This window comes from Algoriphagus sp. TR-M9, from assembly GCF_027594545.1.
GTDB classification, from domain to species: domain Bacteria; phylum Bacteroidota; class Bacteroidia; order Cytophagales; family Cyclobacteriaceae; genus Algoriphagus; species Algoriphagus halophytocola.
Genome location: NZ_CP115160.1, coordinates 1,491,778 through 1,506,971 on the forward strand (window position 1 = coordinate 1,491,778; position 15,194 = coordinate 1,506,971).

The following is a 15,194-nucleotide window of genomic DNA, read 5'->3' on the forward strand; positions in this document are numbered from 1 at the left end:
TGGATTGGTCTGTTAAGAATTTAAGCTGTACACCAGCTAATCAATACTAATAGAAATTTCATCTGCTCCTATAAACCATAAATGAATTATCAATGGATCGATAAGTTTAGAGCTTATCCAAAATTTCATGCGTTGCTCCAAAGAGCTTTTTCTTCCGAAATTTTCAAAAGAATTCTTAGGGGCTCTTTTTGGAATGCTATCCTAAATTTTTTTAGCAAAGGAGTTTCATTTATTGGAACTGTGGTTATTATTAGGCTGATTGGTAAAGAAGCATATGGCGAATTCGGGATGTTGAATAGTACTATTGCCATGTTTGGTATGTTCACTACTTTCAGTATCTCTCAAACTGCCACTAAACATATCGCTGAATTTCGGGATTTAAACAGACCAAAAGCAGGTAGAATAATTGGCTTGTCTTTTTTGTTTTCAGCTACTTTGGGAATGTTTATTTTCTTGATAGTACAGCTAACTGCAGGACTAATAGCGCATAACTCTTTAGAAGCTCCACATTTGGAAGGCAGCCTTCGGTTGATGGCTACCGGAATGCTTTTTGGTTCATTGAATGGTGCTCAATATGGTGTCATTAATGGATTAGAAGCATTTAAGGAAAATTCTTTTCTTGGAATTTTCCTGGGAATTATGCTCACGATTTTAAAAATAGCATTAACCTATTGGTTCGGTTTTTTTGGCGCAGTGTTAGGAATGACCATAGAGCCATTTATTACCTACCTAGCAACATTTTATCTTATTAGAAAGCTTCTTAAACGCTCACACTTAAAAATTCTCTTTAGGGGTGCTTTGAAGGAGTACAGAGTATTATTCAACTACAGTCTTCCGTCTCTTTTATCTGGGATGCTTATTTTTCCCACCAATTGGTATACTATGTCTCTCCTTGCTACCAACAAGGCAGGTGGGTATGATGACCTAGCCGATTTCAATGTAGCTAACCAATGGTTCAATGTGCTCATTTTCATTACCTACATCTTGGTCAGTAGTTTTTTGCCGATTTTCGCAGATCTCTGGACTAAGAAACAGTTTTATAAAGTAAACCGTATTGTTAAAAATGCTTCACTTGCAATTCTGGCCATTTTTATTCCGATAAGCTTAATTTTCTTGGTGTTTGGCGAATCTATTGCCAAAATTTACGGTGTAGAATACACAGGAGTAGGGATATTAATATTTGTGTCAGTCTTTACCCTCATACCACAGTCGCTATGCATCGTATTAAATAACGTTTTGGTAGCAAGTGGTAGACTTTGGACCAGCTTATCGGTGTTTGCTGCATGGAGTGTTACATTTATAGCTTTCACTTTCTTATTGCTTTCCTATTCATCTATGGGATTAGTGATTGCCAGATTGATTGCATTTGTGCTCTATTTAGTTATTCTATTTTCGGTTTACAGGTCCTATTATAGAAAATCATCTTTACAAGCTCAGACAATATGAAAGTTGGGATAGTCACATATGCACTGAATATTGGGGGTGTTGAAAGGGTGATTTTAAACTTGTACCAAGGTCTAGAAAGAGCTGGGTATGAACCTACTGTTTTTGAAGTGATGAAAATAGGTGAATGGAGTAGAAAATTTCAGTCCATGGGCCTAAGGGTGAAAAAGGTTCTGCCATATTTTTGGCAGAGTAAAAAAGCTCACGCATTTAGAATTTTAACGGAATTAGAAGCTTTCCCTATTTTATTTTTAAATGATGTTCAATACGTACATAGCATTTTAGGATTTTTGCCGCCTTCGACTCGAGTTTTTCCAATAGTCCATGGCAACCTAGAATCCATGCTTTACAATGCATCTTTCAACCTCACACAAATTCAAAATATTCTTTGTGTCAATTCTATTCTTGCCGAACGATTGCAAAAGGAGTATGATGTAGATGAAAAAATGATTTGCGTCGTCAGTAACTCACTAGAAAGCGTCAACGATCCCCCATCCTTTCTCAATAGACGGAATAAATTTGTGTATTTAGGAAGGTTAAATGATTTTGAAAAAGGTATCATGGATATACCCGAAATTTTTAAGATAATTAGCAGGTACAATCCTAACCTACATGTGGACATCTACGGCTCTGGAGAATTAGAAGAAGAATTTAGGGCTAAAGTGAGTGAGTTAAATCTTCAAAAGATAATTCATCTAAAAGGCCAATTAAGCCCTGATAGGGTTAATCAGGTTTTATCAGAGTATAAATATTTGATTTTCCCTTCAAAATTCGAAAGTGGCGCCCTAGTTCTTAAGGAGGCAATGATAAACGGAGTGGTTCCGTTTGCCTATAGGCTTAAAGGGCAGACTGATGTAATTATTACCCATGGGGAAAACGGTTTTATGGCTGAACCCGGAGATGTATCTGAGTTCGCAAAAAATATCCTTTCAAACTATTCAAACTCAACTAAGATGTTTAGCATTAGTGAGAATGCAATTCGAACCATAAAGGATAAATTTTCTATGGAGGCAATGATGGCTACTTATTTAAATATTATAGAACAAGGTACAAAATCAGATGATCCTTTAAGGTCTTCTAAGCTAGAGGTAAAGATCCTTGAAGAATTCCCTTCGATTCCAATTTTCTTAATTAGACCCCTGCGTAAAGCCTTGCGAATAATAGGACTACATCAATGAGATCAATAAGAATTCTTTTTATTACGACTGCATTTCCACCATACGAATTTTCTGAAGCCTTAGTAAATGCTAAACTAGTGAAATCACTGATGAACAAGGGACATGACGTACATGTGGTTTCCAGACCTGCGACGATAGTTTATGCCAATTCCTGGTCAGGAGAGTGGGAGCCCTTTCGTGATCAGGTTTATTACCCAAATTCTAGCAACAAGTCTAAATGGGAATTTCATTTAAAAACGATTAAAGGTTTGCTCAGGTATAAGCTGCCGGTAGAGGGTATACGATGGGGGTTGGAGGCTGAAATCCTTGCAAACAAGTTACATCAGGATAAACCCTTTGATGTAATCATGACCAGAATGCCCTCTTTATTTCCTCATATGCTAGGATTGAGGTTAGGAGCTCTCTGGAAAGTGCCAGTAATTTGCAATTGGAATGATCCTACAGATGATATTCGTCCATTTGGAAATAAAGTTTCAAAGTGTAGATCATTACTCCTCAAATATATTTCTAGAAAAGCTTTTAAATCCGCATCACTAAACACCTTTCCGTCTAAAAGACTCCGTGACCATTATCTTAAAACTAATCTTTCAGGAATTTCATCGCCTACAGAAATTGTTCCTCACATTGGCTTTTATCCTGATTTTGAACTGAATCACAATCAGCAGGGAATAGTTAAAATTGCCCATGCTGGTAACATGTTGGATAATATTAACCTTGACTTATTACTTGTATCATTTAAATCTATTTGGGAAAAAGGGTTATCTTTTGAGTTTCATGTTTTTGGTATAGTCCAACAGAAACTACTGTCTAAAATTGAGGCAATGGGGCTAGAAAAGGCTATAATCATCCATAATCCACTAAGATATACCGAAATGATCTTACGATTAATGGAGTTTGATTATTTGATGATTTTGGAAGCTCAGTACGAGGAAGGGATTCTTATGTTAAGCAAGCTTTCAGATTATGCTTCCCTTGGCAAACCAATTATAGCCCTTTCCCCTAGAAATGGAGTGACTAAAGATTATTTGATGGGCGAGAAAGGATTCTATGTCTACGACAATAGTAATCAAGAGGAAATAGAGATAGGGCTAACCGAAATAATAAATGAGTTTCCAGCCATTGATTTTCCTAGATCCGATAATCGGTTGTGGACAGATGTAAATCCGAGCAAAATTTTAGAAACTTATGAACAAATTTTCGATCGGTTATATATATGATTTACAGTGTTTTATGATCTCTTATTTGGCTGAAATGGAGCTTGAAAAATATATTTCTTAAAAAATCATTCAATCAATAAAATATACGATTGGCATCGTGGCTTTCTGTATCAGGTTTATTTGAGGATTTAAGACCCTAATCTGTGATATTTTTTCTACGATTGTCGATCCATCTTCCGAGTTAAATTCGTAAATGCATATTACAAAGCCAGCATTATAACTCTTTTAGAGAGACAGTGGTTGACTTAGATGGGGAATTAAGCATTCATCCAGAAATGGCATATGTTTTGGAAACCCTGTATTAATTAGGAATTATTGGTGAATCGGTCTTCATATTGTTGCTTTCTTCCTTAAATTGACGTTATTTTGCAATGCCTGTTCAACCCATAACCGCTTAGTTTTATTTGCAAAAAAAAATTACTTTCTAAAATTAAATGAATCAATTTTTAGCCTTAGTCTCAGCCTTCGGATTGGGAGTGTTGATTTTGCCAATCCTCATAATAGTACTCAAGAAAGCAAACATTGGTGACATTCCAGGTGGGCGGAAAATTCATCGAAAGGTTACGCCATCGATGGGAGGGATTGCGATTATTTTTGCTAGTCTAGTTTCATTTGGTATTTGGGGATGGTACATGTCTCCTGGAACCATGAGATTTGTGGTTTTAGCAATTTCTATTATGTTTTTTATAGGGGTTCGAGATGATCTTTCTCCTCTAAGTGCGTTAAATAAGCTATTTATGCAGTTAGGGGCTCTCCTTTTAATTTATTACTATGCGGATATTCGAGTTACTAATTTTCATGGATTTCTAGGATTAAATGAACTTCCTGAATTTGCTAGTTTTTTGGTCACTCTGTTTATTCTCTTTGCGATTACTAATGCGTATAACCTGATTGATGGGATAGATGGCTTGGCAGGCACCATTGCTTTTATTCCTTTATTGATTCTCGGTTTTTGGTTTGATGCAGTTGGATTTATTGGGTATTCGATATTTTGTTTTGCTCTTTTAGGGGCTATAATTGCTTTTTTAACTTTCAATTGGCACCCAGCCAAGATTTTCATGGGTGATACAGGGTCTCTGCCCGTTGGGTTTGCTCTTGCAATTTTAGTAGTGGCATTTATGAATATAAATTCAAGTCTAGCCATTCAAAATGAATTTAGAATCTCCCCAAGTTTTAGTTTTGCACTTGCTTTAGTGTTAATACCAGCATTTGATATGGGACGTGTTTTTGCAAAGAGAGTTTCGAGTGGCAAACATCCTATGAAAGCAGATAAAAATCACCTTCACCATTTACTGATGAGATTTGGAATGAACATGCCAAAAGTGGTTACAATTCTTACACTTTCACAAATTTCTATTCTTCTAGGAGTTGTCCTAATGCGCAATTTTTCAGATGCCCTGGTAGTTCCAATAGTATGTCTTTTGGTACTGGGGTCTGGAGTGGTTTTGGAATTGGTAACTCCTCACTTCCTTAAATTAAAGATTATGAAAGGACTTCCACGTCTGAATGACTGGAGCGCTCCCAAATCCAAGCCAACTGTAGAGCCGGAAGAGTTCAAAAATTGGCCAATCAATATGAATTAAGCTAAGTGATGATTCATATTAATCCGCTTTTAATATATCCATGAAATACCCATATAAGGTGAAAATTGGTTTACTCACCAAGCCCTTGGAGAACTTAGACCCTTGGGAAATTGAATTGTTTGATCAATTATTAGATCTTGATTTTTTGGAAATAGCTGTCCTAATTCTTGATGGGCGCACTATTGAAGTGGAACAAGAACCAAAGAAGGGACTAAAAAGTCTTTGGCCCGGGAATTTTTTGTGGAAATGGCAAAAAATAATAGAAAAAAAAATCTTTAAACCGGTCGGTACTAATTCTGATAAAGTAAAGCAACTGTTTTTGTCAACTTCTATAGTTCGTATGCTCCCTGATAGAAAGGGCTTTGTGGATTATTTTGATAGAAAGGAAAGTGAAAAACTAAAAGGTTTAGATCTTGATGTAATACTTCGTCACGAATTCAACATTATCAAAGGGGGAATATTGAATATCCCCAAATATGGAGTCTGGAGTCTTCATCACGGTGATAATTTTGTGAATAGGGGAGGACCAGCAGGTTTTTGGGAAATTATAGAGAAACATGAAGTAGTAGGGGTTACTCTTCAGAAGTTGACTCCGGAGTTAGATGGGGGTTTGATTATTGAAAAGGCGTTTTATAACATTAATTGGTCTTTTATAAAAAACCAGCAATTCATCCAATTCTCATCCATACAGCTTGTTTTAAAGAATATCAGGAAAATTAGTTATGGTAGATTTGATTTGTCAAAATCACTTACTTATAGTTACCCACTATACAGAAGCCCGGGATTAGCTGCCACATTGGCTTATTTAACTAATTTTTACAAAGAATTTTTCTTATTAGTTTATCACAGGTTCTTATCCAAAAAGGGAGATAATTTTTGGAAATTATATTTTGGAAAAGGTGAGTTCATATATGCTCCTCTATTTAGAGCTAAAGAAATTCCTGTTCCAGAAGGGGAGTTTTGGGCTGATCCTTTTTTGCTTGTTAAGGATGGCGTCAAATACTTGTTCTTTGAAAGGTTCAGATTTGAAAGGCAATCAGCTTGTATTAGCGTAGGGATATTGGAAAACGCAAGGGTTTCTGGGATCAAAGATGTAATTGATGACGGTTCACATATGTCATATCCGAACGTTTTTGAAGATGAAGGTGAAATATTCATGATTCCTGAAACGTGCGCTAAAAAGAGGTTAGAAGTTTATAAGGCAGTTGACTTTCCTTATAAGTGGGAGCTTTATTCTACTGCCTTTGAAGGTGAACAAATTGCCGACGTTAACTTTATGCGAGATACTGAGGGGAAAGCTTGGATTTTCTTTAGTAAGGGCTTCTGGCACGATTTGAATTCAGACCTGTATATTTATCAAATAGACTCCTTGAGACTGGAGAAATTAACGCCACATTTACTGAATCCAGTGATTATTGATGCTAGAATTGCTAGAAATGGAGGGAAAATTTATCAAAAAAATGATGAATATTTTAGACCAAGTCAAAGAAATGTTAAAGGAAAATATGGTTTCGGAGTTAATGTCAATCAAATATTAGAACTAAGTCTTGAGGAATATAATGAAACGAAAATCGTATCAGCTTATCCTTCATTTAAACCAAATATTACAGGCTTCCATCATGTGGACAGTCATGATGATTTTTATTTAATGGATGTGGCCATTAGGAAGGAATAGGAACGAACGACTTCTTTTTTAGAGTTGGTGCCAATTTTTTCTTTCAATACGTAGTTTCTGCAGGCCAGAAGCTTGGTAAAAGAGGAATTAAGTTGGATTTAGTGCAGCACTGTGTTACGGATTGAAATACTTTATCAAGTTTAGAACACTGAACCTGATTTTAATTTTGTATTACTAACCTTTTAATGGTATGCATGATGTAGAGTTTTAGTTATTCATTCGGTGAAATATACCAGATTAAGAAAAAAGGCCCGGAGATACCCTGGGCCTTTTTTAGTTGGCTTTCGCCTTGTTAAAACTTAACACTGCTGCAAATTTCTGAAGATTTATCGAAGAAAAAATACCCTGTACAGGGTATTTTTTCTGGTTTTCATCCTATGATCCATAGTTTGGAACGGGATCAAGGATAAAATGGCGCACTAAAATGGTTCAAGCAATTGCCTTCGGTGGCAAACATTTAGAACGAGATGATTAATACTAAATTCACCTTCAAAAGATTTTTTCATTTTTGTGAATATTGGATCACAAATTGATACTGAACATGGAAACAGGGCCGTCGACCAGAGAAATCACCCAACCATTCTCGGGACTCTGTCACCGTTTAGACCAAATATGAAATTATTAACAAAAAGCATTTCTGATTTGGAATAGCATTTGCCGGTTAATCAGCTGTTTTTATTTACTTTGTAGCCAAATTAAGTAGTGGGGGCTAACCCTGTTTAAATTAAAAAAAACCTCATAATTATTAATCTAATCCCCAAATGAAGCAAAAACTGTTCTCTATTTCGGTAAATCGCTCTTTGCTGATCGCTGCTGTTGCCATGCTGGCAATGGGTGCTTGTAAGAGTAAAAAGAAAGCTGTACAGGAACCTACCCCAGCTCCGGTGGAGCAAGTGGAAGAGACTCCGCCTCCAGCTCCGGCAGCACCTTCTGCAGAAGAAGTGGCAGCTGAAAAACTGGAAAATTACTTCAACTCTGTGGCAGCTTCTGGAAATGCATCCATGGCTAACCAGACCATTCAAGAGACCTTGAGTATGTTTTCCAATCAGGAAACCCCAGTATTGATTGTGATCCATGAAGAAAATGGAATCAAAGATTATGATGAGCCTACTACCATCAAAAAATATCTGGAATACCTGAAGGATACCAAGAAGAACCTAAACTATATCTCAGATATCCGTATGGATGCTAATGGCAAAGTGTCTGAGCTTGAGCTTAGAAGAAAATAATCGCCCAATAGAAAAAAACAGATACAAAATGAAAAATAAAATGATCCTTTTCCTGGGCTTATTCCTTGCTACTTCAGTAAGCGTTTTTGCTCAGTCAGAAACTATCAGCCCAGCTAGAAAGCAGGCAATCGACTCTCTTGCTTTGGAAAAAGTGAAAGACCTTTCTAAGTACATCAGCATCATCGGCAGTAAAGAAACTCAGTTTTCTGAAGCAAACCGGGTGATGGACCGTGCTGAAGAGCTTTTCGCGCCTGGAGCTGAAATGGGAGTTTCAAGCATCAACTCAAATGAAATCGCTTACTACAAAGTAAGAAGATATTTCGAGCGCCTGATGGCCCTTAACTATGACCGTGTGAACATCACTTGGTATGATATCCAGTATATCTCTGACCTGGAAAGACAGCCTGATGGAAGGTTTGTAGGTGTGATTACCATCTTCCAGCGTTTTGAAGGTACTTCCATTGAGACCGGAATGAACTATAAGGATACCACCAAAAAAGATATCACGATTTACGTTGAGAAAAAACAAACCCAGATTGCCGGTAGAACTATCGAATTTTGGGACGTCATGCTAGGTGACGTGAGAGTGACAGAAACCTCCGCATGAGAATAGTATTCCTCTTCATTGCGATTTCCATCGCAAGCATCTCTATTGTCTCGGGGCAAGGCATCGGCAGCCCCGGGACAATACAAGATGATGGCAGGTTCGCTGCCTCTACCAAACAACTAAACCAATTCTTCAGAAGATTTAATGGAGAAGAGTCTCCCACAGACGGTAATATCCGCTACTACCCAGGTGATTCTTCCTACCATAGCCGTTCGCTTAGAAGGGGCTTTATTGATATACTTTTTGATAATCAGACCAGTTCTGTTTCCCCAGATCTGAAAAAAACATTTATAGACACGGTGCTTTCCGAGCATTTTCCCCAATTCCTGAATTTCCACCGCGAAGGATGGCTGGCAGAGGTTCAGGCTGAGTTTGTTTTCAAGGGAAAAAGAGAAACTGCCACACTCATACTGAAGCTCCAGCCGGAAGGTCTGGGGTATGAATGGGTCATAGATGAGGTGTCATTTCCCCCATTTAAAAATCTGTTCAATAAACCTGTGGGCGGTGAAAAAGATTTCCTTCACCCACTAAGCCATGAGCTGGGCTTTATGAATTTGAGACGCGCATTCCAAGATTCGCAAAAGCCAGAATCCTTCACCGAAACTAGCTTTAAACCAGACTATTTGACGCTGTTCTTATACGAAATGAAACAAAATAACCTCAGGTTTGAAACAGTGTCAGATGTCAAATTTCACTTTTTCCAGATTGAAGGCTGGTATTTTGAGGTCAATCAATTTAATCGTCCGGGATTCAATACTGGCTGGTTAATTGCTAATTTGGTTAAATTAAATCCAGGGGATAAAGAAACTATCCAGAAGTATATTTATGATCAAGAATAAGACTTTATATCTCGGTTTACTCTTTTTGCTCATAGGGCAGTCTGGGTTTGCGCAGACAATCAAAGGCTACACAAAGGATGAGATCTCTGATTATTCGGCCAAGGTTGAAGATCAGGTGAGGTTTCTGGAGTACTTGCTGAATACGGTAGGTTCTGCGGAGACACCTCCTCGGGACAAGGATGTGGTGATTCGTGAAAGCTACCTGAAAATTTTCCGTGACGGACAGGTTCAGGTGGAGGATGATCTCCTCCTAGATAGAAAAGTGGTCACCAATAAAGATGTGACAGCTTACCTCAAGGATATTGAGTTTTTCTACGAAGAAGTGGACTTTAAATTCAAAGTGCGGGAAGTAAAACCAGCCCAAAAAGACAATGGAGAAGTGTACTTTTTGGCTTCTCTAGACCGCACCATAGAAGCTACGGGCAGAGATGGCGAAAAGATAAACAATACCAAACCCAGATTCGTAGAGGTTAATTTGGATAATAAAACCCAGGAACTGAAAATCGTCAGTATTTACACCACTAAGCTGAGTCGTGATGAAGAGTTGAAGGAGTGGTGGAGTGTTTTGGACCCAAACTGGCAGGAGTATTTCATGGGTAGATTTGGGATTACGCTCGCTGACTCCCTCACTGACTCGGTAACTGTGGATGAGCTGTACCGATTTGTTTCAGTAGATTCCTTGGATATATCTGGTTCCGATTCACTTTTGGATCTTTCGCCTTTAGAGGCAATGCGTGACCTTAAATACGTGGATCTTAGCAATACCCAGATCACTGAGTTGGGTCCCATATCCAATGTGACTTTTCTAGAGTATCTAGATGTATCCAATACGCCGACCAGCGATATACAGTTTATCAAGTATTCAGACCGCCTCAAGCACCTTGATATTTCCAAAACCCAAATTCAGGATATAGGAGAGTTGGTGAATCTAAAGGCCTTGAGATCGCTGAGAGCAGAAGAAACTCCGATTATGAGCTTCGCGGTACTCAATGAGTTTGATAGTTTGAAAAATCTGTATCTTTCGCAGAGTGGCTTCAACAATGCTGAGAATATCAAAGCATTGAAAAATCTGGAACAACTGGATATCAGTAGAAATTACCTGATCAATTTCAGTTCACTGCAGGAACTTGAATCCCTGAAGGTGCTGAACTTATCCAATACCAACATTCAGGATTTAAGCCCAATCGAACCTCTGGAGAACCTCGAAGTGGTAGACCTTACGGCTACGCCCATCGCGGATATAGCAGCTTTGAACAATAAACCTTCACTGATCAAAGTACTTACGGATGAGACCAAACTATCAGTTCAATCTGCTGATAATTTTATTCGCAATAACCCTAAGGTTCTCCTGATTCACCATGTCAAAGATTTGGAAAGCTGGTGGGCCGGGCTTTCTGAGGCTTGGAAAGCTAGTCTAAAGGAGGCCAATCCGGACATTGTGGGGGAAAGACCATCAGTAGAAACCCTGACCAGTACCATTGGTCTTGAAGAGCTTGACCTTAGCGATGCGGGCATTGAAAGCCTCAATCCTGTGACCCGGTTTGTGAAGCTTAAAAAAATCGATTTTTCGGATAATCCAGTAAGCGATCTGATTTCACTTTCGGAAGTCAAAACCTTGGATGTCATCATTGGGAAAAATACGCAAATCTCAGATATTGCGCCTTTGAATTCCAATGAGAATCTAATTGAGTTAGACTTGGCAGGTAGTCCGGTAGAGAGTATTTTCACTGCTATGGACCTACCTCGACTACAGTATTTGAATGTGGACAATTCAGCGATTATGGCCGATGAGGTCCCGCATGTGCTGCTTCAAAAGCCGGAATTGATCATCGTATACCGAAGTGATGAATTAAATGCATGGTGGGAGGAAATAGGTGAGGAATGGAAGCAGATTTTCCAAAGACAATATGATTTACCCGCAGATCCCGATTCGAAACAACTGCATCAGCTTACCGAGCGGTCCAGCCTTAGTTTTGAGCGGGTATCGGTTACGCAGATGAAGGCGCTTCAGGCTTTTGTGAACTTGAGATCTTTAGTGATTTTTGATGCCCCACTTCAGGATATTAGTCCTATTTCAGAATTAAAACTTTTGCAAAACCTGAAAATTTCTCAGGTGCCTGTAAATAGTTTTGAGCCATTGGCAGCGTTGAAAAATTTGGAGCAGCTGGACATCAGCAATTCCGGTATTGAGGATATGGATCCGCTTGCTGAGTTGTATCAATTGAAAGTTCTGAACGTCTCCGGAACAAACCTTAAGACTTTGAGCGGCCTGGAAGGTCTGATGGAACTCATCGAACTCGATGTGGCCAGTACAAATCTCCGCACATTGCGTCACATAGAAGGACTTCCCAATCTCAGGAAACTTTCCTGTTTCAATACTAGATTAAACAGCAGGACGGTGGATAGATTTAAAGAGTCAAATCCAGACTGCGAAGTACGATATTATTAATAATAGAGCCGGAGTTTGTTGCCCTCTGATGATCAAGCGCTATTAAACTCCGGCTCTAAATCTTTTCCATCCCTTAATTTCGAATCTTCTTTTGCTAGGCTAAAAAGGAAAGATCAACAGCGCGTGCTGGCTCACTGTATTGAAATCTCGCCAGACCCGGTTGAGTTCACTATGGGTTTTAGCTGCTTCCAAGCCTGCAAAAGGGTATAGTTTCGCATTTGACAATCTGCATCGCTGGGTTAGTTTTCTGCTTTTCTTACTGACATTTTTTAGCTTTTTCTCCGAAATGCTACCCTCTCTCTGGAGTTCTTGCCAGGATTTCTCCACCGCACGGTAAAATTCAGTCTTGGCTTTTTCCATTTTCCGGATTTCTGCTAGATATTTTTCCTTGAAATGGGAGAGGTGCTTATCGTCATATTTCCGGTACTCATGTCTTTTCCAAAAGCTTTGGATAATCAGGCTTTGCAAATGAGTAGCTATGCCCAGGATATTGGCAGCAAGTGTGGTCTCCGCAAACTGTAAAAAGGGATATTGATAGATAGGATGGGGAAGCTTAGCCGCTGAAGGTATGATCTCGAAACACCTTGTACTGGACACCTTAAGTCCCTTCACTTCAAAAGCATGGCTTCCTGTGGCAATCATCCCCATATAGTTCCAGCCATCCAGTATTTTCACATCCTGCTTGTCCAGAATAAAAGCTTTGACAATTGGTTTTTGATCCTCATCTAAGAGTGGCTGTCCATTTTCTAGAATTTCACAGTTTGCAGTCAAGTGACTGGCATGAAGTGCGCCTGAGGCATAAGTCCACCTTCCGGTGAGTTCATAAGTGTAGCCTACTAGGTTGGCTTTGCCGCCTACAAATCCACTCCCCGCCAGGCATAATTTAGGATCCCGGAAAATATCCGCTCGCGCTTGCTCTTCTACAAAGCCCACAAACCACCCTGCTCCAGCGCAAAGCGTAACGGTCCAGCCCAGGCTCCCGTCCATAGATGCCAGTTTTTCTTCTAACTTCAGAGCCTGGGGCAAGTCGTATTGCAAGCCTCCCAGTTCTTTTGGCACAAAGAGTTTAAACCACTTTTGGCGAAACACCTCTTGTAGCCAATCCTCCGGTAGACGGCCTAGATTTCCGGCTTTTCTTGCCTCCTGATCGTCAAATCGCACTTTTTCTTGCATAGTCTTTCTTCAGTTGCTTATTCCAGTCCAGGTATCCAAATATGGCGACAACGAATAAGAAAATAGTTAGTAAAGAGATTAAGATAAGTTGTTTGTGAAATAATAGCGGTATGGCCACCAGGTTGGAGACGTTTAACCAAATCCAGTTTTCCACCTTGCGCTTGGCGAGCAACCACATACCTGCCCATGCTGTGGAGGATACAAAGGCATCTACTACCGGTACATCCGAATCAGTGAAGTTTTCTAGCATCAGGTACAGAACCCCCCATCCTAAAAGAGCGATTGACCAAGTGATAAGCTGTTCATTCTGCGAGCTTCGCGTGATCCGGGGAGCTCCATCGGCTGACCTGTTTTTCCACATGGCCCAGCCATAGATACTCATGATCAGGTAATATGCATGGAGCAAAGTCTCCGCATAGAGCTTGGCATCTACCAGCAGAAACCCTGAGCAAAGTATTCCGATAATCCCGGCAGGATAAAGGAGCACATTGTTTTTTCTGGCTAATAAAACTTCGGTCACGCCAAAGGCCACAGCACACCATTCTAGTAAACTGGTGGCTTTGATCTGCTCCGTGAGCAGATGCAATCCATTTACAAAATCCATTTGAATAACAGTTAAATTATTATTCAAAAAAGGGAGAACAAGTAAGCTAATCCCTACGCCGGCATTACCCGGATCAGGTGCTCGGCAAGCTATGCCGATGGGTATGATCTCAGCCCGATTTTTTGGGGCACCCCTTTATTGAGCTGGTAAATATAGAAAAATTCTTCCGCTAACTATAAAATGGGATTTTTGTCATGCCAAAACCCTTAGGAATTTGAGCTGAGGTCTTGATTCATTTTTTTGGAAATGTTCTTGATGGCCTGGTCCAGCTCTTCGCTGGAAGTTTTCAGATGAGCAAGCATTTCTGACCTTTCGTTCCGGTCTATGTCAAAGTTTTGTAACAAATCGATCAGCCCCATAATCCTCGCCAGTGGCGCCCGAACCAGGTGAGATTGGTCAGCTGCCAGTTCCTGTAGTTGTATGTTTTGGGCTTTCAATGCCTGCAGGTACTCATACTGTGCAGTGATGTTCTGAAATGCAGCCACGTAGGTTTTTTCCTTTGATTTAGAACTACTGGTGACTATGCCATAAGTCTTGATTACGATTTCCTTTCCATCCTTGCCACGAAGGTGTTTGGTGAAAATGAATCCCTCATTTGCTGAAATACTTTGAAGATGTTCCAGGTCGGCTGTATCTTGTTCTATTCTCTCTTCGGTAGTGAAGTTCAGAATATGATCCCCTAAAATTTCTTCTCTCTTATAACCTGTGATTTTAAGGATGTTTGCACTTGCATAGGTGAAATATCCTCCTTCGTTCAGCTTGACAATACCCAAATCAGGATTAGTAAAAAGTAAACTTATTTCCTGCTGATTTTTTTTCAGAGAATCATGGAGTCTTTTGATCAGGCTGTAAAGCAAAAGTCCTGTAACCAATACATAGAAAATACCCTTCCCCAGCTGGAAATTGGACATTTGAGCCAGGTCATCACCAAATATGTATAAGACCAGCTGATCGCTGAAAAAAATCCAGCAAACTCCAATAAGCAAATAGATTAGGGTGATGCGTAAAGTAGGGTCTATTTTAAAAGTCTTCTGCATGGACATTTGCCAAGAGTATCAATCAGCTAGGGAAAATAAGTTGAATATCAGAGTATCCAAAATTTGATTTGAAAAATCTAATATTTAGGAAATTATTGGCCTGTGTGTTTAATTTTTTATATGATTATCCGCTTTCTTACCAGTAGCGAGAGCAATTATG

General features: G+C 39.3%; 12 protein-coding genes. 9 read left to right on the forward strand and 3 right to left on the reverse strand.

Features of this window, described 5'->3' with window-relative positions; all coding sequences use genetic code 11:
* Window positions 1–81 precede the first annotated feature (81 nt).
* The 9 genes from PBT90_RS06560 to PBT90_RS06600 all read left to right on the forward strand — a co-directional run bounded on the left by PBT90_RS06560 (window position 82) and on the right by PBT90_RS06600 (window position 12,220).
* Window positions 82–1,446 (forward strand): oligosaccharide flippase family protein, encoded by a 1,365-nt coding sequence (locus tag PBT90_RS06560; protein ID WP_270132252.1) that lies wholly within the window; start codon window positions 82–84, stop codon window positions 1,444–1,446.
* Window positions 1,443–2,621 (forward strand): glycosyltransferase family 4 protein, encoded by a 1,179-nt coding sequence (locus PBT90_RS06565; RefSeq protein WP_270132255.1) that lies wholly within the window; start codon window positions 1,443–1,445, stop codon window positions 2,619–2,621. Before PBT90_RS06560 ends, PBT90_RS06565 begins: the two co-directional genes overlap by 4 nt.
* The gene (locus PBT90_RS06570) at window positions 2,618–3,838 is read left to right on the forward strand and encodes a glycosyltransferase family protein (protein ID WP_270132259.1); all 1,221 of its coding nucleotides are present in this window, start codon (window positions 2,618–2,620) and stop codon (window positions 3,836–3,838) included. Before PBT90_RS06565 ends, PBT90_RS06570 begins: the two co-directional genes overlap by 4 nt.
* 434 nt (window positions 3,839–4,272) lie before the next feature.
* Window positions 4,273–5,421: an MraY family glycosyltransferase gene (locus PBT90_RS06575; protein ID WP_270132261.1), complete on the forward strand. Its 1,149-nt coding sequence runs from the start codon at window positions 4,273–4,275 to the stop codon at window positions 5,419–5,421.
* Between the two features lie 40 nt (window positions 5,422–5,461).
* Window positions 5,462–7,096 (forward strand): glucosamine inositolphosphorylceramide transferase family protein, encoded by a 1,635-nt coding sequence (locus PBT90_RS06580; RefSeq protein ID WP_270132264.1) that lies wholly within the window; start codon window positions 5,462–5,464, stop codon window positions 7,094–7,096.
* 761 nt (window positions 7,097–7,857) lie between these two features.
* A complete protein-coding gene (locus PBT90_RS06585) occupies window positions 7,858–8,325 on the forward strand; it encodes a nucleoid-structuring protein H-NS (protein ID WP_264809588.1) in 468 nt (155 codons plus the stop codon).
* Between the two features lie 28 nt (window positions 8,326–8,353).
* Window positions 8,354–8,932, forward strand: coding sequence for a hypothetical protein (locus PBT90_RS06590; RefSeq protein ID WP_264809589.1), 579 nt, complete (start codon window positions 8,354–8,356; stop codon window positions 8,930–8,932).
* Window positions 8,929–9,771: a hypothetical protein gene (locus PBT90_RS06595; protein WP_270132267.1), complete on the forward strand. Its 843-nt coding sequence runs from the start codon at window positions 8,929–8,931 to the stop codon at window positions 9,769–9,771. Before PBT90_RS06590 ends, PBT90_RS06595 begins: the two co-directional genes overlap by 4 nt.
* On the forward strand, window positions 9,758–12,220 hold the full coding sequence (locus tag PBT90_RS06600; protein WP_264809591.1) for a leucine-rich repeat domain-containing protein: 2,463 nt from the start codon (window positions 9,758–9,760) through the stop codon (window positions 12,218–12,220). The genes PBT90_RS06595 and PBT90_RS06600 overlap by 14 nt, the downstream gene beginning before the upstream one ends.
* 99 nt (window positions 12,221–12,319) lie before the next feature.
* Here the strand turns inward: PBT90_RS06600 and PBT90_RS06605 are convergent, their stop codons facing one another.
* From PBT90_RS06605 to PBT90_RS06615, 3 genes are all read right to left on the reverse strand, one after another.
* Window positions 12,320–13,393 carry an acyl-CoA dehydrogenase family protein gene (locus PBT90_RS06605; protein ID WP_264809592.1) on the reverse strand — a complete coding sequence of 358 codons (1,074 nt, stop codon included), beginning with the start codon at window positions 13,391–13,393 and terminating at the stop codon, window positions 12,320–12,322.
* Window positions 13,371–13,997, reverse strand: a complete 627-nt coding sequence (gene pnuC / locus PBT90_RS06610; protein ID WP_264809593.1) for a nicotinamide riboside transporter PnuC — start codon at window positions 13,995–13,997, stop codon at window positions 13,371–13,373. The genes PBT90_RS06605 and pnuC overlap by 23 nt, the downstream gene beginning before the upstream one ends.
* A 206-nt stretch (window positions 13,998–14,203) precedes the next feature.
* On the reverse strand, window positions 14,204–15,034 hold the full coding sequence (locus PBT90_RS06615) for a PAS domain S-box protein (protein WP_264809594.1): 831 nt from the start codon (window positions 15,032–15,034) through the stop codon (window positions 14,204–14,206).
* Window positions 15,035–15,194: the final 160 nt, after the last annotated feature.

Coding starts and splice junctions, on each gene's coding strand:
- PBT90_RS06560 (WP_270132252.1), top strand. CDS start 82: ATGAATTATCAATGGATCGATAAGTTTAGAGCTTATCCAAAATTTCAT.
- PBT90_RS06565 (WP_270132255.1), top strand. CDS start 1,443: ATGAAAGTTGGGATAGTCACATATGCACTGAATATTGGGGGTGTTGAA.
- PBT90_RS06570 (WP_270132259.1), top strand. CDS start 2,618: ATGAGATCAATAAGAATTCTTTTTATTACGACTGCATTTCCACCATAC.
- PBT90_RS06575 (WP_270132261.1), top strand. CDS start 4,273: ATGAATCAATTTTTAGCCTTAGTCTCAGCCTTCGGATTGGGAGTGTTG.
- PBT90_RS06580 (WP_270132264.1), top strand. CDS start 5,462: ATGAAATACCCATATAAGGTGAAAATTGGTTTACTCACCAAGCCCTTG.
- PBT90_RS06585 (WP_264809588.1), top strand. CDS start 7,858: ATGAAGCAAAAACTGTTCTCTATTTCGGTAAATCGCTCTTTGCTGATC.
- PBT90_RS06590 (WP_264809589.1), top strand. CDS start 8,354: ATGAAAAATAAAATGATCCTTTTCCTGGGCTTATTCCTTGCTACTTCA.
- PBT90_RS06595 (WP_270132267.1), top strand. CDS start 8,929: ATGAGAATAGTATTCCTCTTCATTGCGATTTCCATCGCAAGCATCTCT.
- PBT90_RS06600 (WP_264809591.1), top strand. CDS start 9,758: ATGATCAAGAATAAGACTTTATATCTCGGTTTACTCTTTTTGCTCATA.
- PBT90_RS06605 (WP_264809592.1), bottom strand. CDS start 13,393: ATGCAAGAAAAAGTGCGATTTGACGATCAGGAGGCAAGAAAAGCCGGA.
- pnuC (WP_264809593.1), bottom strand. CDS start 13,997: ATGGATTTTGTAAATGGATTGCATCTGCTCACGGAGCAGATCAAAGCC.
- PBT90_RS06615 (WP_264809594.1), bottom strand. CDS start 15,034: ATGCAGAAGACTTTTAAAATAGACCCTACTTTACGCATCACCCTAATC.